This window comes from Citrobacter sp. MGH103, assembly GCF_001034475.2.
In the GTDB taxonomy this organism is placed as follows: domain Bacteria; phylum Pseudomonadota; class Gammaproteobacteria; order Enterobacterales; family Enterobacteriaceae; genus Citrobacter; species Citrobacter freundii.
Window position 1 is genome coordinate 3505703 of the sequence record NZ_CP073043.1, and the last position, 21271, is coordinate 3526973.

The following is a 21271-nucleotide window of genomic DNA, read 5'->3' on the forward strand; positions in this document are numbered from 1 at the left end:
AAGAAGGCGAGTTGTTATTGTTTATTCAGGTCAATACGTACCACGTTATCTGGCGCAGAGGTGGAGTGGTCTTTATTAAATTTCTGTTTCACGGTGACAAACAGGGTTTGCCCATCTGCCGAGAGCAGCAGGCTGTTGGGGTTAGGCGGTAAGTCCCAGCTTTTCTTCACACTGTAGTCGGTCGCATTCAGGCTGAGTAATTTCCCTGAATCACGCTGGGTAATATAGATTTCGTTGCGTTTTGCGTTGAATTTCACCGCCAGCGAATCACCCACATCCAATTTTTTCAGCAGCTTACCGGTATGGATATCCAGCACCAGGGTGGTCTTCGCTTTCGAGTTGTCGGTAACAAACAAGCGACCCGTTCGCGCGTCCTCTGCCATATTCAGCAGCAGCGCAGGTTGTTCCCCCAGCGGCTGCCAGCGTTTCTCAACACGCTGATTACGCGGGTTGATGACAAGAATTTCACCGCCACCGTTAGCCGCATAAATTCGCTGCGTCACGTCGGAATAATGCAGTCCGGTCATCCATTTACCCGCATTTTTAATGCGGGTTTTCAGTGTCAGGGTTTCAGCGTCAACCACCCAAATCACCGCCGGATCCGCCACGGCGCCAATATAGAGCAAGCCGTTATGCAACAGAACCTGACGTGCACCGTACGGGAACCCTTCTGGGTTACGTTCCGGGAACAATACGCGATTTTTCACTTTACCGTCAGCGGTATTCAGCGCGCTCAGGCCGCCATCCAGTGAGTTGGTGACATACACCGTTTTACCGTCCGGCGAGATAGCCATACCAAAGTTTTTCATATCGGTATGACTCAAGCCGAGCGTTTTAAGCGTTTTCGGATCCAGCTTGTAAACCACACCGCCCTGCACATCTTTAAATCCTTCGGCGCTGGCAACGTACAACGCATCCCCTGCCGGGTTAAGCGCCATTTCATATAACCCAGCCGCCAGCGCGCGTTGCTGTACATCGGTGACGGCAGGTTGCGTTGTTTTTTCCGTAACGCTGGCGTTGCTGGCTGGCGTGGTATGCGGCGCACAACCGCTTAACGCCGCAACAATCAGCAATGCCAACGCGGATGTTGTTTTTTTCATTGTAGGGATCCTTACCAGAAGTAATACAGAGAGTTAATAACAAAGGAGAATGAGAACTATACGCATTATCTTTACTGAATCAAGAATAATTACCCGAGAGTAAAAAACATGAAACAGAGGTTTGAAGATGCAGACAGGTGCGCGCGACTTCCGGTTTTTCATAATTACAGTGAATTATTCTGGACGAAAAGGCATCGCAGGCCACAGAATGCGCTTTACTGTTTTTCTAACATTTTCAAACGGGTGAAGCTGTTGTACTTCAGCCACTCGTTTTTTAGCCAGGCCAGGCAACGACTGTCATGAATAAGATCATCAAACGACTGGAAATCGTCAAAAGCGCTATTGAACTGGAAGATGAGGAGATTATTTTCCAGCAGGTGGCGCATCTTAAAAATGAACCTTTGTCAGTCGTACCTGGCACCATTGTGCAGGCGATCGAAGAACGACGTTTTAGTGATGCCCTGCGTGAAATCTCGGCCTGGCTGCAATCTCAACGGGCAGTCTCTACGTGGCAGGATCCAGCCATTGCCGCCAGTAAGCTGGAACTCAAAGCGCTCGAAACACAGCTGCGTGACCTGATCGATAAGCGCAACACGCGCATTCAAATCCTTGATGATTTCAACGATCTGTATCACCTTCGTCTTGGGCCGCTGATGAGCCGCATTCTCGAACTGCGTAAACAGCTCGCCGCCAGCGCCCAGCGCAAACAGGAAGCGGAGCGAAAACGCCGGGAAAAAGACTATCAATCCTGCCAGCACTATATTTCCCAGGCTGTTGATCAACTGGCCAGGCTCAAGCAGCACTGGATGAACCAGAATTCAGATTCGCGCGAATCGGTAGAAACACGCCAACGTATTCAGCAACAAACGGAACTGATTACCGCCCTGCTGGCGGAGATTCGTGAGTTGGAAAACGACTTTTCTCGCCAGGACGACAGCGCAACCCGTCAGGCACAGGAAGAGGCCAGCCATGAATATGATGAATATCAGGAGCAGCAGCAGGATGCGCAGCATCGTTTTAGCCGTGACCAGCGGCTTTCCTCTGATGAACGTAATGAGCTAAAACGCCTGTGGCGTCAGGCCAGCCGTCTTTGCCACCCGGACGTGGTAGCCGATGATCTGAAAGAGAAAGCGCATCAGATGATGGTGCAGCTTAACCAGGCACGTCAAAATGCCGATCTTGCCGCCGTCCGGGCGCTACTGACTCAATTGCAAAGCGGCCTCGAACCGATGATGGCGAGTGACCGATTGAACGATTTGCAGCATTTACGCGGTAATGACTCCAACTTATTGATAGTGTTTTATGTTCAGATAATGCCCGATGACTTTGTCATGCAGCTCCACCGATTTTGAGAACGACAGCGACTTCCGTCCCAGCCGTGCCAGGTGCTGCCTCAGATTCAGGTTATGCCGCTCAATTCGCTGCGTATATCGCTTGCTGATTACGTGCAGCTTTCCCTTCAGGCGGGATTCATACAGCGGCCAGCCATCCGTCATCCATATCACCACGTCAAAGGGTGACAGCAGGCTCATAAGACGCCCCAGCGTCGCCATAGTGCGTTCACCGAATACGTGCGCAACAACCGTCTTCCGGAGCCTGTCATACGCGTAAAACAGCCAGCGCTGGCGCGATTTAGCCCCGACGTATCCCCACTGTTCGTCCATTTCCGCGCAGACGATGACGTCACTGCCCGGCTGTATGCGCGAGGTTACCGACTGCGGCCTGAGTTTTTTAAATGGCGGAAAATCGTGTTGAGGCCAACGCCCATAATGCGGGCGGTTGCCCGGCATCCAACGCCATTCATGGCCATATCAATGATTTTCTGGTGCGTACCGGGTTGAGAAGCGGTGTAAGTGAACTGCAGTTGCCATGTTTTACGGCAGTGAGAGCAGAGATAGCGCTGATGTCCGGCAGTGCTTTTGCCGTTACGCACCACCCCGTCAGTAGCTGAACAGGAGGGACAGCTGATAGAAACAGAAGCCACTGGAGCACCTCAAAAACACCATCATACACTAAATCAGTAAGTTGGCAGCATCACCGGGCTTGCCTTATCCGTTCTTATGGTAATAAAGGTATTAAGCCACTGAGGAATAAATACACATTTTTCTTTTGAATAAACCTTATTACCTAGGCTAAGCAAATCCTTATCAAGTTCAGCGCCTTCAAAGTAAAATTTATCGTAAAAATCTTTAAAGTTACTAAATTTGTGCCAATGCGGATCTACGGAACACCCTTCATAATCACGTCTGTATGACGAACCTTTCCCATAGCATCTTTTAAGCATACTGAACCAGACTCTATATGCTCTCGTCCTTACCCCGTTAATAATCACAGGATGAACATCAAGCTTTCCGACTCCAAAAACAAGCCGCTCTTTACTGCCTGTCGGATCAGTTTTACTCATGGCGTTTACCTTACTTTGAGATGAACCTTTGCCGCACAGGAAATCAGCCCGTCGAGGCTCGCCAGCGCTAACCGACTTCCTCAAAGGCTCATTTCAAATGGATTGGTTCGACGTGATGGATGCGCGGGCGGTGCGCAGGAAATGCGGATACAAAAAAACCCGCGCCGTGGCGGGCTTTTCGAGGTTAATTATCTACAGGCGTTATACTCCATAATCAGAAGCATACAGGACAATTTTATGCAAAGTCAACACTAACGTGCAAAAAGTGTCGCCATTTGCTCCGATCGCATCAATAAGTTGTTGCTTTCTCAAATTCTGATGATGCCTGACGCTCTCCCTTGTGCAGTGCATCAACCAACATTTCATAGAATGGCTTCCAGTTACGAGACCATGAGGACTGATGGAGATCCGGCAGACGTTTAAGGATAGCTCGGTGAACGGTCGCAGATGACACTCTGGAATACCCCTCGCCGCTGCAACGCTCACACGTTTTGAAAACCGGTGCGCCGCGGTCTTTTGTCGCGATGCGGTCCAGTACCTCGCCCTTTCCACTACAACGGCAGCGGGCGCTGATTGTTCCCTTGCCTCCGCAACTATCACAGACGGCCGGTACAACCTCTGTTACCTCAGTCCAGTGCTCCCAGTCAGACGGACGAACAGCACGAGAGCGGTTAGCCCAATATGGTGCTTTACCCCATGGGTACGAAACTTTACGGGTGACCTGTTCGCGGGTTGTCCGTCCGGTACCATTGCAGCTGTGACACGTCACGCTGGTAGCCGCCGAACGAGAGTATTCAGCAAAGGCAAATTGCGCCAGCATCAGCATGCACCATCCCAACTCACCACCGGCTGCTTTGCGCACGTTCTTTGGTGCTGTCTCCATTGCGTGGCGTGCCAGCGCCTGAACCGCAAGTTGCTCATCGCTTTTGCTGATCCCGGTTTTACCAAAGAAAGCGGACAGACCAAAACGCGCGCGGCTGCTGGTCGTACCGATGGCTACCATAACATCGGTTCCGGTGAGGCGATCCGGAGAGGTGCCTTTCACGCTGTCGCTGATGTGCATCCCCTGAGGGCTGAAATGTTTGAGTGATGATTCCAGTTTCATGCGCAAATACCTTCTGGTGACCGGACAGGGTTATTATCTCACTTATTGCAACAATCATCCATTTCATTGCAATAAACAAAATGTCGTTATTCTGCATTGTGCGCACCAATCAGATTGAGATACACGCCGTCACTGTCAGCATCCATGCAGCCCTGATGACGCTCGCTCTGCAGATACCATTTCAGCACCTCCAGCGCTTCCTGTTGGTTGCGCGGGCTGATGGTTTCCAGCAACTTATCAAGGTAATCTTCACGGTCGCTTATCTCCGGGTAATCATCACCATAGCCGTCCGGATCGATTTCCTTTATGGCGGCGCTTCTCATATCAACTAACCATGCCCAGTAAAGATACTCCCGCACCACATCTGACAGGGTGTAGGGCTCAGGAAGTACATCACGAAACCCCTTTGATACGGCTTTCCGCGCGTCCCATGCCTCGAAGATGCGATCGCCTTTAATGCTACCTTGTGCTTTTTCTTCCTCCGTCCAGCCGTATAAGCCTTCCCCATATATTTCACCATAAGCCGCCATCATTAACCGTTCCGGTTTCGTGGGTTCCATTGCCGCATCATAGCTTCCAAAGGCACCACGAACCTTCGCGGCCTTATCTCGCTGTGATTTCGCACTGCTGATGAAGTGCTGCGGGTTATCGAGCCACATTGTCGAAAACACGGAGGTCCAGCCCGCGCCGCTATGCTGCAGGTATCGCGTATATCGTTCCTGTGCCTCCTTCGGTGTGATGGTCAGTTTCTCCAGCGCTGCTTCCGCTGCGGCAATATGGACGGGCTCACCAGTTTTGATAACCTCCAGCACCCACAGGTACGCATCCGTCTGTTTATGGCCGGTGATAACCCGTTGCGGTGGCAGAGGTTTAATTGTCGCCAGTTCGGTGCTGTATTTCGTTTCAGGAATGGTGAACAACGCCCTGTGCTCAGGATTGTCGCGAAATAACCCGGAACGGCGGCAGATACTTTTCACCGTATTTAGATTGACGCCGGTTTCACGTGAGATGGTTTTATAGCCTCTGCCGCTACGTTTAAGGCTGAGGATTTGCTCTTTAATATCTTTGTTCATTGCACACCCTGTATGCTGGCGGGTTGCCCCGCCTTGCCTGTTATCAGAAAGGTACGTCATCCGCAAGGTCATCACCCGGTGACGGTTGCACACCGGTGCCTTTCTTCCTGCCTCCAGGGCGTACTGTTTTCGCGCTGATCACCGAATCAGCCACCATCTGGTAACCCGTCTGCAGAACACCGTTATTCCCCTTCCACTGGTTGGCCTGCATATTGCCCGATACGCTAATGAGGACACCTTTCTGGTGTTTCAGCAAATAGTCAGCCTGCTTACCGAACGCCGTTACCCCCAGCCAGAATGTCAGTTCACCGCTCTCAATATCCCGGCAGGGAAGTGCCACCGCCAGCCGCGTAAATGCCATGCTGTTGCCGTTACTGATAGTTTTACTCTGTACATCAACCACCAGCCGGCCATGTGCTGCAATATGTGCTGTCATTGCCCCTCTCCCTCATCAAGCTGAACCAGTAAATATGAACGCATACGGATATTCCCCAGATGCCGGAGCCGTGGGGTGAGCGTCTGATACCCTTTATCGCTGGGTGATTTTTTCAGTATTCCGGCGTCACACAGCGTGCGGGCAAACTGACCACTGTCAAATCCCTTCGCAACTTCAGCCTTGAACACTGCAGGCAAGACATAAAACAGAACAGGATCATCATTGTGATTCCCTTTATTCCGGTATCCGGCCAGTTCGCTTATCGGCATACTTTGTTCGTCATAAGGCAGCGGGGCGAATCGTCGCATACCGAAAGTGCTCAGAAAGCTCACCGCCTGTTCAATAATTTGCTCAATTTCTTTGTTGCCGGTACCAAACACGCCGATCCAGGCGTTGTAACTGTGCTGAATGGCATCCCGGCACTGCTGTTCATCCCAGCCGGTAATTACCTTCCCGAGTAGCAGAGCCGCCTCAAGAATGGCAAAGCGGGATGCCACACGGTGGACCTGTTCGCCGTAATCTGCAGGGACCAGACTGCGCCAGCGTTCTTCTGCCTGACGGACAGCGTTAGTGGCTTCTTCCCTGTGTTCAGCAAGCCAACGGACCCACTCACGCCCGGCAGCGCCATAGTTGTTCTGATACGCATCCTTAATAGCATCAGCATGCTGCTTGCCATTTTTGTAGCCGTGAAAGACCGTGGCGCGACTCATGGGAATATTCAGCAGGCGTACCAGTTGTCCGGCTTTAGCCTTGCGACCGGCTCCCGCCACGAAGGTTTCCATATCAACCTCCCCAGTACTGACTGCCACCGTGCGCCAGCGTTTAAGTTCGCGGTTGCCGCCTTCCTTCGCCCCCTGCAACTTCCCGGTACCATTGAAAAGCGCATAGGCTGACTTCCAGACTTCCACCGGGTCTGCCCCTTGCCCAATTTCGTCCAGCGGCATCAGCGCATCATTGTGTGCCGCCGCTTCATTTGCCAGTCCCAGCGCTGTCCCGTACCAGGTCAGGCGCAACACATCCGGATTGCCATACAGACTGGAGGCGACATTGGCAGTGGTGGTTTTGCCCGCGCTGGACTGCTCATAGAAATGCAGGCCGAAACCATCTGCGCCCGTTAATCCGATTAATGGGGCCGCCAGTGCAGCCGCAACCGCCGTCATCATTGAATGGTTACCGTTCGCGAGAGCCGCCACGCTTTTGCGCCAGCCTTCCACATTCCCTTTCATGGTGTACCCAGCAGCGGCTGAACTTCGCCCGTTAAAGAGCACCGGGTGTTCAGGTTTCCCGATAATTTCGCCATCGGGCATGATGTACGCCCCACACTGCCAGCCCGTTGCATGAGCAACCCGCCAGAGTTGCCCGCTGCCGCTGCGCTGCATCCAGTCGGCCAGAATGGCCCGCAGGTTATTTTTGGTCGTGACATTCACGCCTCCGGCCTTAAGCAAACGCCATCCCTCACGTTCACCGATATCTGCCTGCGGGATAGCCCGGGTTAGAGGTTTCTCTTCGCCTTCTGGCTGCCAGCGCACAATCAGATAGCGATCCCGACCATCCGTGCCGATACTCACGACATCCAGAGGAGAGCATAACCAGCTTTCACTGGTGATAACTTCGCCGCTCTCCTTGTCCACTTTTGGTGTTACCCAGAAAACGCCATCATCACGGCTTTCGACACGGGGTTTCAGATCATCGTCCGCAACCGGTGATTTTTTTTTCTTCATGGACGAAAGGGAAACAACAGTACTGTCGCCACTTTCAGCGTCGGCTTTCAGAGCCGGAAGACGGTCCGTCCAGTTTTCCAGAAGCTCCTGACTCTCAGAGTAAAGACGGGCCTCCTGAACCCCCGCCTGCGCCAGCTTTGTTGCAATCTGGCTAATTTGCATTTCAGAAATTGCCCCAGCCCGGTAGACGCGGACATACCGCCTTCCGGCATTAACAATATTCAGACTGTCGAGCTCCTCAAGCTGCTTCTTCCCGAGCCAGACCGGAGGAACGTCATCACCGATGGTATTGTGTTGCTGCCAGTCCTGTGCAAAAGCCCACGCTTTGTCCCCGGCGAAAATAATCGCCTCTGCAAACGGGTCTGAAGGCAGTTTATTCATGTTAGGTGCGTTCTTCATCGTCCGCCTCTCAGTGAGCCACCGGCGCCACAGGAATGCCTTCCGTCTTCAGCGTTTCAATAAAGCTGTCGTGAAGAAGCGCCATACCTTTAAGCCCCTCCTCAGACATATCGATCCCGGTGACAGGGCTGATATCGATCATGCTGCGATAGATTGCCGAGGCCATTGCAGGGGCTTTGTTCGCCGGGAACATTTCGTATGCCAGTCCCTCAATATGGTTTGCCAGAGCAAAGCGCTCAGTCCACGGATAAATGACAATACCCCCATGATCTCCGCTATAAACTGCGACTTCCTCCAAGTCTCCCCGTTCATTCTTCACTTCGACGGTTCCGTTGGTATCAAACATTTCACAGACAAATACGGCGGCCACCACCCAGCGCCAGAGCATCAGATTCTGCTCATTACTCAAAATAAAATCCCCGGCGTGCATACCGTGCCAGAGGGAGGCAACTAGACGCAGTCCATTCACTAAATCCGTGTCATACTCTCCGCTGTCGAGTTTCTGAATATCAGTTTCCGGGACGGCAGTATTGCCTCCGCTCTGCTGGCGATGGAAATAAAGGACTACGTTTTTCTCGGCTTCCAGACGGCTCATCAGAATATATTTTTCTGTCTGACTGTTTTCACCAGAGAAATAATTACTTTGTGTTTTACGCATGATAAATCTCCAGTCCAAAGCTATTATCTTTCGGATTATCCAGTGCGGCAGTCACTGCCTCTTTCATAACCTCATTCATAAACTCAACACCTTCAGATGTGAGGCGACTACAGTCTTTCGTCAACATCCCAGCGTAAGTGTCGTTCAGCATCTGTAGTCCTTTATCACTGCCAAACTTACGCAGGCACTGGAGTTCGATACTATTGATGAGGCAACTGCTGATGGCTGACTCTGTCAGATTATCGAGAGCTACGACCTGTCTTTTCACCATCAGGTTAAGTACTGCCGAACCGTTATTACGCAACCGGCAATAATGAATAAAGGCATCGGCAATATGTTTTCGGTTTAATTCAAGAGAGTTATTTGACGTTTTCATAACTACTGTTCTCCTGCCATCAGGATGAGTGATTCCCCGACCTGATGGCCGTTATTTTTCGGATTAAATTTATGTCGCTATGCTGGAGTTATTTCTCGATATTTTGCCTGCGTTCACGAATGCTGAAATCCGCTTCATCTGCATTAAATTTCAGAGCAGAAGCAATACCCGGCAAATACATCATCATTTCGCCCAGATTACGCAAATCCTCTTTAGCCATTTCACCTGTGTATTCTTTATTATCACAGGCCCAGAACAGGATATTGCCGACAGAACCCAGCCCGGACATAATCCCTTCATATGCACCTTCGGAATGCATGCGAATACAGGACAGGGTTTCATCGTCCTCTTTATCTAAATTACAGCGTGTCAGTAACTGTTCGATATTTCTCATACCGGCTCTCCCCAGAAATCGATGAGATCAACACCATACACAGCCACCCATGCCTCACGCGGCCATGATTTAACAAAGCCAAACTGCGCGTCCGGCACTTTATGGGGTTCCAGCCCGTTCTCCTGACACCACTTTTTAAGTGGACGCCAGCCATACTCAATATCAGTGACACTTTTCACGGCTTTCACCGTGGCATGCTTCCCTGATTCGCCCAGGCGTTCTGCCAGTTGTTTCGATTTACGCACGGCAGCAGATGCAGTTGCCATCGCTGTTGCTTCCCGGCGGCTGCCGATTTCGGCTTTGGTGCGCTCGGCTTCGTCAGCACGAGCTTTTTCTGCCAGGCGCCCCTGCTCTGACGCCATCGCAATCTGGAGAATTTCCATGGTGGACAGTTCGCGCTGCACGGGCGCAGGCTGATAACGCGCTTCAAGCTTGTCGACCAGTCCACGGCGCACCGCCTTTGACTCACGGGCAGCTACGCGGAGAGCCTGCTTTATCTGCATGATGATCCCCTCAGACGGGCGTCCACCCTTACTGCCCTGAGGTTTTACAAAAGTTTTGTAAAACTCCCCAACCAGTTCATCCTTAATGCGATCGATAAAGACATTATTGCGAATCGGTTTTTCACCGCATTCAACGCGGGTTTCGTTCACCATTTCCAGCAGCGTATCCGAATCAATTTCGCCGGAAGTTTCATCCGCGCTAAAGCCAGCCATTAATTCAGTTTTATCAGCCATTGCACACCTCGTGTTCATTTCCCGCCTGCTCACCAAGATCCAGTGCGTTCGTTGACTGTTGCGTCAGATGGGTTGCAACATCCACAAGTGATATCACGTACATCTGAAGATTCTTCTCCCCAGAACCGAGAATGCGAGTAGCACAATTCATCAGATCCAGAGAGCGTTGCAGGTTGGTCAACACATCCTTATCAGTACGGTAAATATGTGGCTTATCCATTGTCAGCCTCCACAGCTTCACGGGCGATCTTTTCAATCAGCTCGATAAGTTCAAGGCACAACTGCTCTTCGTCCGCACTGGAGGTGAGAAATCCCGCGGCAGATGCAAGCGCCTGAATCTTATGCAAAGCATCAAGGCCAACCCCGACTTTAACGTTGCGCATTGCATACCCCTTGTTCAGGTGTGACAGACCAGCCAGCCCGACAGGCCATTTCGAGGAACGATGGCAGCGTTGCAACATGCTCCCCATTAACCAGCGGGTAATCGCACACATGACGGCCTTCTTTGAGCTGAACCACCACGCGCCCTGTGAAACCGGGTGAAACGTGAAGGTTCACAGTCGTGACAGTATTCAGCCCTTTCACCAGCATCAGCTTCGCAAACTCTTCCACATCACCGTGGGCACCACAGCCCAGGCAACGGAATGTCTGAGTAGCAGGATCGACCGTGAATGATGGCGTTCTCTCGTGATGGAATGGACAAAGCCCAACATAGTTTTTGCCCTGACGCTCAAGCTGAACGTGCTGACCAATGATTTTGAGGATGTCACTCATTCCCGGCCTCCTGCGCTTTTTTCGCGGTTTTCTCAATCTGCGACATAAGGATCCCTGCCAGTTCAATGCGTGCTGGTGTATCAGTCAGGAACTGAGCCGCACGCGCAAGTGCCTCAATTTCGATAAGCGCATCCGTTTTGGTGAGTTCAGACATGCGCCACCTCCTGAACACCAGATGTGCAGGCGTCAAAACGCTGTTCGAAAATCCAGGAGAAGTGATCACCACCTTCCATCAACTGGAGGCGACATGGAGCCTTAGTGCGGATCTGCGCAGCGAATACCAGATTCCAGCCGGGGAAATGTGAGCGGGCCTGTTGCTCATTGTTGGCTTCAGCACGCAGGACAACAGGCGTGGTGTTGGTTTTATCTGACGGAGTTCCCAGAAACAGGTATGTGAATTCCGGGCGAGTTTGGGTATCATGTGAACATGCCATAATGTTACTCCAACTAACGTTGTGGTTAGAGGCCCAACCGGATTGCCGTCCGAGTTGGGCTTCGAATACTTCAAGGTGTATTTCACCCATGAAAGAAAGGCTACCCCAAGGTGAAATACACCGCAAGTCTTTTTTTAATCTTTTTTTTGCGTATACTGACATACACCAACCACAAGGAGCGTCAGTAATGGCAACAGGTGCAAAGAACGGAAAATCACAAATGACCACCGTACGAATCCCCCATGAAGTGATGGAAGATATAGAATCACTCAAGGAGGAAGGCGAGAGTACAGCTGGTTTTTTAGTTACTGCAGCAAAAGGTGAAATCAAACGCCGACAGCGTAAAAAATCAAAAGATGATCCAGTCCAGTGATTGATCTGGTTTTCAAAGGCAACGTTCGCAGCGTTGCCTTTTTCTTTGTGAACACGGGATGCGCCAATAGTTAAGCCGCTCATTCAGATACCTCGACTTTCCCGCCACCAATCAGCTCAAACGAAAACTGGCGAAAATCCTTCACCAATTTTTCGGCCTTATCGAGTAAAGGCAAATCATCCTGCCGTTGGCGTAATCGGCGTCCAGCATCAGACGAATCCTCATCAGATGCTTTTCGAGCAGATGACACGATATTTTCCATTTGCTGAATGGTATAGACGAGATCACCGTTAATGTTATGCTCGAGTTCTGTCATGTAATCGAAGATTTGCGCTTGCAGCTCGTAGCTGTAGCTCATTGCCATGAGGCAGGCTTCACGCTTAGGAAAATTGCAAATATCCCTCTCCACAACACCGCCGGTACCGTTGATATAGGTATCAGTTGCAAAAAATTTTGCAGCTGCATCCCCGAGAACTTTGGGCACCTTCTTCATGAAGCTTCGGTGTTCGAGCTTGCGATATTTCTTGCAGGGAAAGGTCAACCCTTCCGATTTAGCTTTTGCTTTACGATTTGCATTGATGTAATCGACCATTTCAAGACTGCTCATAGTAGGTGCAGAAATAGCTGCCTGACCGATTTCAGATTGAGCGAGTCCCTGCCCGTAGAGGACATTTAATTTATTCATGGCTATTTACCTGTCGTTAATTAGTTGGTAACTGTCGCGACAATCGGATCATAAACAGATGCGAACGCAACGACACGCAACAAATGCACATAGGGTGTTCAAGATTGATTAAACCACCTCCTTGCGCGATTCTTCGATGCGCTGGTTAATCCAGTCATCAACTTCACTTTCGACAAAGGCAATTGAGCGAGAGCCAATTTTGACAGAGGAAGGGAATTTACCCTGCCCCATAAGTCGATAGATCCAAGCTTTGCTGTAGCCAGTGCGGCGCTGAACTTCTGATAGGCGGATAAAGGATTGCGACATGTTTACCTCGTAGTGTCTGTTGCGGTGCATATGACAAATTACATCACGGAAATCGACAACATGTTGGAAGTTGGAGAATTATTTAGAAAAATAATTGGAAGTGAACACTCTATGTTTTGGAAGCCGAACGCCAGAGAAAAACTCTAAGATGATTTGTTTTGGAAGTCACATACTCTGCAATGGTGATTTTGGAAGTTTCAATAAATAATTTTGGAAGCGTAAAAATGAAAATACGGCAAAATGGAAGCCTCATTCACTCATCAAAGAGGCATTGCTTGTTCCGCTGGTAGTTTTTGAATAGAACTATTTGTCGGTATCTTGGAAATCAGCGTGTTTCAAAGCGGAGGCAAGAAGGGTTCTGATTTGGCGATCGCTCACTGTTTCGGACAAAAAACCAGCATCAATTAAACTATTTGTCGCCACGTTAGCTATAGCTGATTTATTTGGTCTCCCGTTTATCGTGCAATTAGCGTGACCTTTACATAGAGCCATCGACAGCCCTGAGATTAAAGTCAAAGCTGTATCACGACCGCGGAATTTAGACCATTCAGGTTGTTCATCTTGTTTATAAGGTTCTGGTGGGCGTGTGTATTGGATGGCATTCTTCCTGCTATAAGCATCCATTACATCTTTGCGAACATGTTTAATACAATCAGGCATGCCAACACCCACATCCATAAGGAACATAGCCATTTCTGGTGCCTTAATTATTATTTCTCTCATATCCATTAATCCGGTAATTCTATTCTCGACCGGGCAAAATAGCTCAACCTCATCAAATCCATCGACAGAGGAGCAGTGTCCAAGCAATCCTATACAGTGGTGTTTTCCAACTTTAACAAATGAATTAACTAAATCATGATAATAAAAATCAAAAGGCTCATACTCTGGAAACTCTTTTCTGTATTCCCTTAGAATAATAGCCGAAATTTCTTGGGGGGAGCATTGTTCCTGCTTTGAGAGTTCAAGCACGAATGTTTTGAGTGGAACGATATCCTTGCGTTCACGATTGATAACCCCAAAAAACGACATGCACTTCCTCTCCCTTTGATTTGCCCTCAGGCGTTAATTCTTAATTCTCAATCTTGATCTTGGTGATGCTGTGAAAACAACAGAATTATCGTCTACTGGCGTAAACATGTCTAGATCTGACTGTATGCATAACTAGTAAAATGAAGGCGTATACAGGAAATAATCAAGTACTGTTATAATACCATGGCTTGACGTGACTCAGAGAGTCTCTGATTAATCCATTCACCAACCTCACTTTCAATAAACACCATTGAAAAAGCATCAATTTTTACAGATTGTGGAAAGCTGTTTTCTTTGAGCAGTCGGTAAATCCACGCTTTACTGTAGCCTGCTAATCAGTACCTCAGAAAGACGAATGAATTTATAGTGTTTAACCATGTTATTTTCCTATGATTCGGACACAACAAAAGAACCTAGTCACCAGGTGACAGGTTTCTATTTATGGTTCCGATTTGTGAATATGTCTAAAACCACATCATGCAAGCACGTGTAGTTAGTAGTATTAGATAGGGGTTGTTAAATATTTTCATAGCAAGCATAACAAGTTATGTTGCTTTATCCTCAGCTTCTGAGGCTTCATTTTTTAAAGAGCATTCGCTTTTCAGCGACGTAGGCAGGAATGCCATTGTGAAAAGAGCAGTGATGCTTTAGCGACTTTTGCTTTGTCAGCCACGCAGGCATACAGATATATAAGAAAAATGACTTGATGGTGATGCCCTTTCTCAGGGCACGATCTGTGTTTCTCACAGACGCAATATTATTAAAGAACAATGCACAAGGGCGCACAATCTCCCTTTTGTAAGAGAGAACCAATATCTTTAAAGAGCACCAAACGTCTACTAGTGGCAAATATAAATCACTACTGTCTACATGTCCAGCACTTTTCTAATCACAAAATATGAATATCCCCTCACTAGATAGTTGTACCAAAACCACTAAAAGTTGTTCCAGAGTTGTTCCAGCCAAAGAGAATGTATATTAATAAAAACAGTTAGTTATCTTTATAAATATACATATGGAACAACTGGAACAAGTGGAACGAATACTTTTCTCTTACACGTGAATAAACAGTTTACCCAGCAGCCTTACCCGCCAGTTCATCCAGATAGTCAGCGTACCACTGAAGCATCTCTCGCCGACCGTCAAGGTACTGAGCATGATTGTAGGTGCCCCTGATAGTATTTCTGTCAGCGTGCGCCAGTTGAGTTTCTATCCATGCAGAGTCAAATCCTTCCTCATGCAAAACGGTGCTCATCGTGTGTCTGAAACCATGGCCAGTAGCCTTTCCGCCATAACCTATACGTTTAATCACCTGGTTAATGCTGGCCTCACTCATTGGTTTATGAGCATCGTTGCGGCCAGGGAAGACATACTTACCCCAGCCGGTTATCTCTTTTAGCTCCAACAGGTGAGATTTAACCTGTCTAGAAAGTGGTACAAGGTGAGGACGGCGCATCTTCATGCGTTCCTTGGGGATCTGCCATAAGTCATTGTCCAGGTCGAATTCAGCCCACTCTGAGGCGCGGAGTTCAATGGTCCTGACACTGGTGTACATAAGCAGTAATGTCGCAATGCGTGTCACTTTACTACCACTGTAGGCATTCACTGCGTGAATAAATGGACCAAGTTCGACGGGGAGTAGGTGCGGGAAGTGATTTTGCTTGGGTGATTTTAGTGCGCCGGCCAGATCGGTTACAGGGTTTACCTCTGCTCTGCCAGTAATTATCGCGTAAGTGAAAATCTGCCGACATGCCTGACGGGTTTTCTTGAGCTTATCCAGTACTCCTCGTTCTTCCATTTTGCGCAACACTGACAGCATGTCCATCGGCTTAATTTCGGTAATGGCCTTCTTTCCGACATACGGGAATATATCCTTTCGTAGATATTCAAGAATGTCCTCAGCATACCCGGAAGACCAGTTCGGCTTCTTATGCTCATGCCATTCAAGCGCCAAAAGCTCGAAGCTGTTATTAATTGCTAGATTCTTCGCTTCTCTGGCGGCTTGTTTAACTTCAGAGGGATCGTCACCTGCTGCAAGTACACGCTTGGCTTCCGTACGTTTATCTCTGGCTTCAGCAAGCGTCACATCAGGATAAACACCAATGGATAGCAGCTTCTCTTTACCTGCATAGCGGTATTTCATGCGCCAGTACCTGGAACCGTTCGGGTTAACGAGCAGATACAAACCACCACCATCAGACAGTTTATATGGTTTATCTGTTGGCTTTGCAGTGCTTACCTGGCGGGCTGTTAGCTTCATATTGGGGGTATCTCACTTCATTGAACCTATATATACCCCCGAATGTACCCCCATATGAGCGTAGATTTCAATAGATGGTACTAGACGTTGGGATAATGAAATCCTGCTGTATGTCTTGCTGTATCTGGATTTAGTAGACTTTGAGAGAGGTCAGTAGAAGTGAAGATGGTACGCCCTGTAGGATTCGAACCTACGACCTACGGCTTAGAAGGCCGTTGCTCTATCCAACTGAGCTAAGGGCGCATTGCGAAGTGATTACTTCATGCAGATGAAACGCGTGAATTATACGGTCAGCGCCTGCTGAGTCAATGCCTTTTATTTCAGTTGCTGGCGAAGTGTACGAATGTTGATTTTTTCTGCTTGTTCAAGGGTATCCAGGAAATCACCTGGTAACAACTCAGCCCACGAAACGCCAGATTTAAGGATACATGTATTTAGAATATTTATGATTTTGCTTAACATTCCCTTACCCCTCCAGTGGTTCAGGAACTCTTTAATGTTAAGTATCGCCATCAAGGAAGAAAACAGTCACTTCGAACATGGACTGAAAATCATCATCTCCCATCTGGCAAATCAGTGGCATCAGGAGATCTGCTTTTTACCTGTCGAGAATATCGATCGCGCTGACATCGCGTTTATCTCCCTGGATGAAGATTGGCTCAGCGCCGATTGCTATCAGATTCCGATCCATACCCGCCGCCAACACCGGGTTGTCATCTGCAACAGAAACGATAAAGATAAGCTGATGTTCCGGCCCTGCCTGTACATGTTGCCGCTGATCTATCGGGAAGATGACGTTGAGGAAATGACTAAAAAATTAGTCCCCATCCTGCAAAAACGTGCGCTGCGCAACAACGTGCCTGCAACTATCTGCCATTACTGCACTACCCGCAACTTTTCTGTCGACGAACGCAAGTTCTTAATGTTTCTCGCCAGCGGATATACCTTAGCCGAAACGGCTCACCTACTCTCAATAAGCGATCTTCAGGCCAAAGCGACCCGCCGCGGCATAATGAAAAAGCTGCATGTGAAAAACGATCAGCAATTCTTAAGATACATCCGCGCCCATCTGAATTTTCTACAAAATTAGACGGGGTATCTCTGCCTAATTTTTATTGAGAAATATCTCATCCTCGATTAAGTATCGACTCCTACTGTACCTATCCTCTGCCTGCCAGAATAATCCAGCCATACTATTTCCGGGGTAACAGAAAGACACACCCGGTAATATTTTATCTAATATCAGAGAGAGGTTGAACTGGATAAAACGATCTTTTGGGCATTGAGTAAGACATCAGAAAACTTCCGGCAGATTATTCTGATGGGATACGCAATTGCCAGTCTGATGATTGTTGAAGTACTGAAACCCAACGGCACAAGGACATTGACCTTTACGCTGGCAAAAATTTGGGTCAGGGATGTTTATAGTCAGCAATTTATCCAGACCTGCCGCAACAGAAATGGAATGGAAAAGGATGCACAGCGCAAAACGCCGGGACCGCTATCGCCGCATACGAAACACTAACTGTACCTGGCAATATCCCCACTGTACCTCACAAGTATTTGACCGGCTCGAGTATCTGGCGCAAAAACTCGAATACACATTACCGGACGACACTATATCTCAGGCGATAATTACAACAGACTACTACCTGGCCTACGCGTTAAGTCGACATTTATTCTCAGGCACATGTACGGCGGTCTTCCAGAGCGTTGAGTCGGCCTTACCCAGCATGCAAGAACCAGTAATTAGCCAGTTAGTGATTGACATAGAAAGCTTAACACTCCCCTATTTCGATATACTTGAACGTTTGCGCCAGCTAATTAAGCAGCGTAATGACATCCAGATCTTCATAATGCTTTCAAGTCGTGATGAAGACCTGACTACCTTTATTTCACTATCCGGTCCATTTTATATCCTATCACGCAATTTACGCCTTCCGGAGGTGCGTCACGCCTTATTATCGCCGGTTCCTGACTATATTCATTCCAGACGCATAAATCAGCTCGATTGGGAGATGATTGCCTTACTTTTACAAGGTAACTCCTTAAAAAAGATTGCATTGTTACAAACACAACCTTACCACCGTATCATCTATCGCCTGAACCAATTGATTACGCGCCTGGGGTTACCCAGCAGACAACGCTTTTTGCATCTGATACACCGCCTCAACGTTACCTCTCTTCATTTAATTTAACACCATAACCCTATGTGCGATAAGATTTTTTAGGAAACTACTTATTCTTGAATAAGAAAAAAGATCTAATTTTTACAAATATTTAATATTTACAACTATTCCTGGTATTATGCCTGGTGCCACTGTCACACTTAACCTTACTGATTCTGTGCATTTCAATATAAAAAAGCCTAATTGCAGCCTTAACAAAACCTAAACAATTGGTTTATTGTATCGTTTTTACTATTTAAAAAAAATTTTCAATCTGCCATAATTCGAACTGCAGATAAATAATACCAATAGTCATTAACACATCTGGATCTTTCAGAATATCCTAACTGACATTAACAACCGGGATGTTGTAAGTCTTTTCCGAAAGAACAGAGCAGGTATAATCCCCACAGTTTCCTGATTAATTGTTAGTTTTCCCGGTGTGAAATGGATTTTCCACAAATTCATTGTTCTGCAGAAGAACAACCGAATAAACAAGGATGAAATAATATTTATTCGGTTTTCCCGCAGAACAATTCTTGGCTATTTGACAATATTATAACGCCTGATGTTTTATCAAATTCGCAAGATACGCAAACAGTTTGAGGCATACAACAATGAAACCAGCATCCGTTATCATTATGGACGAACACCCTATTGTCAGAATGTCGATAGAAGTACTACTCGAGAAAAACAGTAATATTCAGGTAGTATTGAAAACCGACGACAGCCGTACGGCAATAGAACACCTGCGCACATACCCGGTCGATCTTGTCATCCTGGATATTGAACTACCTGGTTCGGATGGATTTACATTACTCAAGAGAATAAAGTCTCTGCAGGAGAAAACTCGGGTGCTGTTTCTCTCTTCTAAATCGGAGTCTTTTTATGCCGGGCGTGCTATCCGGGCCGGTGCAAATGGTTTTGTCAGTAAACGAAATGATCTCAATGATATCTACAATGCAGTAAAAATGATTTTATCGGGATATTCTTTTTTCCCGTCGGATACCCTTAATTTCATTAACAATATAAACTCACAAAAAGGTGTGCTGAATGACATGCCGCTCTCTAACCGCGAGGTTACGGTTTTGCGTTATCTGGCAAACGGTCTGTCCAATAAGGAAATTGCTGAACAGTTGTTACTCAGCAATAAAACGATTAGCGCTCACAAGGCGAATATCTACTCCAAGCTCGGGTTGCACACCATCGTTGAGCTGATCGATTATGCAAAAATGCATGAGTTAATGTAATAACACTCCCGGCGAGATGTCGTTCGGGAGCGTTTTGTCAGCTTATTGATTAGTTATAGTTAATCATAAACGTGGCATCAGCCCTGGCGACGCCAGGCTGAACTCCATCGGCTAACGCGATATAGTTGGCGAAAAAGGTCAGCGTGGCATTGCCGTTCTCATCAATCCCCACGGCCTGGCTCGCCTGTTCGAGCGGTAATCGCGTACGATCGCTGTCGTGCAGTTCAATCGCCACCTTTTGCGCCATGACCGCATCATCAAGCGCCAACAGCGTCGTGCCCGGAGCCGGAGTACCGGAAAACGTTATCGACGCGGATCCCGGCGGGCAACCTTCAAGCTTCAGCGTAAATGCGACCGGTTGAGTGGTATCTCCGCTGGTCTGAAGCTGCTTTGTCGGCCAGGTCCCCAACTCCACCGACTTATTGCTGTCGCTGGCAATCACCGCACAGGTAAAGTCCACCACGTTGCCACGCAGCTCAATATTGATTTCCCCCAGCGACGAGGCGGCATGGCCCAACGAACTGAATGTTAGCAGGGACACCATCGCCAGAAGCGCCCCTGCGAATGGCGTTTGCTTGTTAGTCATAATCCACTCGCAGATAGCCACGAGCCGTAAAAGGCCCTTCGGTAGGTTTATTCCCCGTCACGCTGACCGGCCATGCCCGAATACCGACCCTTGCTGCGGCGTTATCATCCAATTGAAATGGGATATTGCTGGACAAATTGTTAGGCGTAAGTGGGTTACCACTGCTATCGGCGACGATAAAACCTAAATCCGGGTTGTCAGAAACCATCATTTGTCCGGTGGCTTTCTCAGCCTCTACACGCATGGTCAAGTAGGCCTGTGCGGCGACGTTGGTGCATTTTATCGCCACGGTTTTGGTCTGCGGATTAATGCCTTCGGGCCGGTTTCCTGCCCCCGCCTTGCTAAACAACGATGCGCCAATATCGCCAAAATCAAACTCAACAATCTGCCCGGCGTTCACCTCACAGTTTTGTGGAACCTCCACCTTACCGCTGTAGCTGATGGTGTACACCGGCGTGCTTAGCGCATCTCCGGAACTGGTCGTGACATAGACGCTGAACATCGTCTGACGCGGAATCGGAACCATGTTAATAAACGAGCGGATCACTTTGAGTTTAAACACCAGGTTTGAATCCTGTACGCCAAAAGGCTTCTGCTTCGAAACGTTCGAGTCAACGCCCATACGGATATAATTTCTTGGAGGATAAAACAGCCCGGCGTAGCTGTCGGTGATGCTCATGGCACCCAGCAGGTAGTCATTGAGCTTCAGATACTGAAAACCACCCTCGGTACTTTGAACAGGAAGTTCAGTGACATAGCTTCGATAGGTGTAATTCACCGACGTTCCGGCCGGACAGGTGGCATTCACGCCAATCCAGCCCGATTTTTCCGGTAACGTTACCACCTGTCCCGGCTGGTTGTTGCTGCTGTTAAAGACATTCGACAAATCGTAAAAAACATCCGTTGGCGTGCCATTCGAGTTATGGCAGACCGTCGCCCATGACGAATGGGCCATCAGCAGTAAAGCGCTTCCCAGTAACAAACCCGTTTGTCTTTTCAT

26 protein-coding genes, 1 tRNA gene and 2 pseudogenes are annotated in these 21271 nt (G+C 48.3%); 5 read left to right on the plus strand and 24 right to left on the minus strand.

Annotated elements, in window-relative coordinates:
* Window positions 1-14 precede the first annotated feature (14 nt).
* Window positions 15-1100, minus strand: a complete 1086-nt coding sequence (locus SK33_RS16940; protein ID WP_048219399.1) for a YncE family protein — start codon at window positions 1098-1100, stop codon at window positions 15-17.
* Between the two features lie 299 nt (window positions 1101-1399).
* On the opposite strand from SK33_RS16940, the pseudogene SK33_RS16945 reads away from it, so the two are divergent.
* A pseudogene (locus SK33_RS16945) lies at window positions 1400-2371 on the plus strand (DNA repair protein); the annotation flags it as partial.
* 15 nt (window positions 2372-2386) lie between these two features.
* Here SK33_RS16945 and SK33_RS16950 read toward each other — a convergent pair.
* From SK33_RS16950 to SK33_RS17020, 15 genes are all read right to left on the minus strand, one after another.
* Window positions 2387-3084 (minus strand): IS1-like element IS1B family transposase gene (locus SK33_RS16950; RefSeq protein ID WP_095033700.1). Its coding sequence is split into 2 segments (ribosomal slippage): window positions 2387-2835 and window positions 2835-3084, totalling 699 coding nucleotides; the frame shifts between segments, so codons are not numbered across the junction.
* A 33-nt stretch (window positions 3085-3117) separates the two neighbouring features.
* The gene (locus tag SK33_RS16955) at window positions 3118-3504 is read right to left on the minus strand and encodes a hypothetical protein (RefSeq protein WP_053065188.1); all 387 of its coding nucleotides are present in this window, start codon (window positions 3502-3504) and stop codon (window positions 3118-3120) included.
* A 289-nt stretch (window positions 3505-3793) separates the two neighbouring features.
* Window positions 3794-4609, minus strand: coding sequence for an antitermination protein (locus SK33_RS16960; protein ID WP_048219402.1), 816 nt, complete (start codon window positions 4607-4609; stop codon window positions 3794-3796).
* 86 nt (window positions 4610-4695) lie between these two features.
* Window positions 4696-5682 carry a hypothetical protein gene (locus SK33_RS16965; protein WP_048219405.1) on the minus strand — a complete coding sequence of 329 codons (987 nt, stop codon included), beginning with the start codon at window positions 5680-5682 and terminating at the stop codon, window positions 4696-4698.
* 43 nt (window positions 5683-5725) lie between these two features.
* Window positions 5726-6118 carry a single-stranded DNA-binding protein gene (locus SK33_RS16970; RefSeq protein WP_048219408.1) on the minus strand — a complete coding sequence of 131 codons (393 nt, stop codon included), beginning with the start codon at window positions 6116-6118 and terminating at the stop codon, window positions 5726-5728.
* Window positions 6115-8238, minus strand: a complete 2124-nt coding sequence (locus SK33_RS16975) for a DUF927 domain-containing protein (protein WP_048219409.1) — start codon at window positions 8236-8238, stop codon at window positions 6115-6117. Before SK33_RS16975 ends, SK33_RS16970 begins: the two co-directional genes overlap by 4 nt.
* Before the next feature lie 10 nt (window positions 8239-8248).
* A complete protein-coding gene (locus SK33_RS16980) occupies window positions 8249-8896 on the minus strand; it encodes a hypothetical protein (protein WP_053065189.1) in 648 nt (215 codons plus the stop codon).
* Entirely contained in the window at window positions 8889-9272 is a 384-nt protein-coding gene (locus SK33_RS16985; protein WP_048219411.1) for a hypothetical protein, read from the minus strand. The genes SK33_RS16980 and SK33_RS16985 overlap by 8 nt, the downstream gene beginning before the upstream one ends.
* An 88-nt stretch (window positions 9273-9360) precedes the next feature.
* Window positions 9361-9666, minus strand: a complete 306-nt coding sequence (locus tag SK33_RS16990; RefSeq protein ID WP_048219413.1) for a hypothetical protein — start codon at window positions 9664-9666, stop codon at window positions 9361-9363.
* Window positions 9663-10403, minus strand: coding sequence for a hypothetical protein (locus SK33_RS26470; RefSeq protein ID WP_048219415.1), 741 nt, complete (start codon window positions 10401-10403; stop codon window positions 9663-9665). Before SK33_RS26470 ends, SK33_RS16990 begins: the two co-directional genes overlap by 4 nt.
* Window positions 10396-10623, minus strand: a complete 228-nt coding sequence (locus SK33_RS17000) for a hypothetical protein (protein WP_048219417.1) — start codon at window positions 10621-10623, stop codon at window positions 10396-10398. The genes SK33_RS26470 and SK33_RS17000 overlap by 8 nt, the downstream gene beginning before the upstream one ends.
* Complete coding sequence (locus SK33_RS17005) at window positions 10616-10786, minus strand: hypothetical protein (RefSeq protein ID WP_178317615.1); 171 nt, start codon at window positions 10784-10786, stop codon at window positions 10616-10618. Before SK33_RS17005 ends, SK33_RS17000 begins: the two co-directional genes overlap by 8 nt.
* On the minus strand, window positions 10773-11177 hold the full coding sequence (locus SK33_RS17010; RefSeq protein ID WP_048219419.1) for a CHC2 zinc finger domain-containing protein: 405 nt from the start codon (window positions 11175-11177) through the stop codon (window positions 10773-10775). The genes SK33_RS17005 and SK33_RS17010 overlap by 14 nt, the downstream gene beginning before the upstream one ends.
* A complete protein-coding gene (locus SK33_RS17015; RefSeq protein ID WP_178317616.1) occupies window positions 11170-11331 on the minus strand; it encodes a hypothetical protein in 162 nt (53 codons plus the stop codon). Before SK33_RS17015 ends, SK33_RS17010 begins: the two co-directional genes overlap by 8 nt.
* On the minus strand, window positions 11324-11611 hold the full coding sequence (locus SK33_RS17020) for a host cell division inhibitor Icd-like protein (protein WP_162771972.1): 288 nt from the start codon (window positions 11609-11611) through the stop codon (window positions 11324-11326). Before SK33_RS17020 ends, SK33_RS17015 begins: the two co-directional genes overlap by 8 nt.
* A gap of 187 nt (window positions 11612-11798) precedes the next feature.
* Here SK33_RS17020 and SK33_RS17025 point away from each other — a divergent pair, with 187 nt between their 5' ends.
* The gene (locus tag SK33_RS17025; RefSeq protein WP_048219421.1) at window positions 11799-11984 is read left to right on the plus strand and encodes a YlcI/YnfO family protein; all 186 of its coding nucleotides are present in this window, start codon (window positions 11799-11801) and stop codon (window positions 11982-11984) included.
* A 79-nt stretch (window positions 11985-12063) separates the two neighbouring features.
* Here SK33_RS17025 and SK33_RS17030 read toward each other — a convergent pair whose 3' ends face one another.
* The 6 genes and pseudogenes from SK33_RS17030 to SK33_RS17055 form a co-directional block, all read right to left on the minus strand.
* Window positions 12064-12669 (minus strand): hypothetical protein, encoded by a 606-nt coding sequence (locus SK33_RS17030; protein WP_048219422.1) that lies wholly within the window; start codon window positions 12667-12669, stop codon window positions 12064-12066.
* A 108-nt stretch (window positions 12670-12777) separates the two neighbouring features.
* Complete coding sequence (locus SK33_RS17035; RefSeq protein ID WP_048219424.1) at window positions 12778-12975, minus strand: helix-turn-helix transcriptional regulator; 198 nt, start codon at window positions 12973-12975, stop codon at window positions 12778-12780.
* A gap of 303 nt (window positions 12976-13278) precedes the next feature.
* A complete protein-coding gene (locus SK33_RS17040) occupies window positions 13279-14007 on the minus strand; it encodes a hypothetical protein (RefSeq protein WP_048219425.1) in 729 nt (242 codons plus the stop codon).
* A 173-nt stretch (window positions 14008-14180) separates the two neighbouring features.
* Window positions 14181-14385 (minus strand): annotated as a pseudogene (locus tag SK33_RS17045) (helix-turn-helix transcriptional regulator).
* Window positions 14386-15079: 694 nt separating this feature from the next.
* Window positions 15080-16267 carry a tyrosine-type recombinase/integrase gene (locus SK33_RS17050; RefSeq protein WP_048219427.1) on the minus strand — a complete coding sequence of 396 codons (1188 nt, stop codon included), beginning with the start codon at window positions 16265-16267 and terminating at the stop codon, window positions 15080-15082.
* Between the two features lie 166 nt (window positions 16268-16433).
* Window positions 16434-16510 (minus strand) — tRNA-Arg (locus tag SK33_RS17055).
* Between the two features lie 253 nt (window positions 16511-16763).
* Between SK33_RS17055 and fimW the strand changes: the two genes are divergently transcribed.
* From fimW to fimZ, 3 genes are all read left to right on the plus strand, one after another.
* Window positions 16764-17357, plus strand: coding sequence for a fimbria biosynthesis transcriptional regulator FimW (gene fimW, locus SK33_RS17060; protein ID WP_003021906.1), 594 nt, complete (start codon window positions 16764-16766; stop codon window positions 17355-17357).
* A gap of 385 nt (window positions 17358-17742) precedes the next feature.
* Complete coding sequence (gene fimY, locus SK33_RS17065) at window positions 17743-18465, plus strand: fimbria biosynthesis regulator FimY (protein ID WP_048219429.1); 723 nt, start codon at window positions 17743-17745, stop codon at window positions 18463-18465.
* Between the two features lie 587 nt (window positions 18466-19052).
* On the plus strand, window positions 19053-19685 hold the full coding sequence (fimZ, locus tag SK33_RS17070; protein ID WP_048219431.1) for a fimbria biosynthesis transcriptional regulator FimZ: 633 nt from the start codon (window positions 19053-19055) through the stop codon (window positions 19683-19685).
* Window positions 19686-19734: 49 nt separating this feature from the next.
* On the opposite strand, the gene sfmF is transcribed toward fimZ, so the two are convergent.
* A complete protein-coding gene (gene sfmF / locus SK33_RS17075; RefSeq protein ID WP_003021899.1) occupies window positions 19735-20271 on the minus strand; it encodes a fimbria assembly protein in 537 nt (178 codons plus the stop codon).
* Window positions 20264-21271 carry a type 1 fimbria D-mannose specific adhesin FimH gene (gene fimH / locus SK33_RS17080; RefSeq protein WP_032948736.1) on the minus strand — a complete coding sequence of 336 codons (1008 nt, stop codon included), beginning with the start codon at window positions 21269-21271 and terminating at the stop codon, window positions 20264-20266. Before fimH ends, sfmF begins: the two co-directional genes overlap by 8 nt.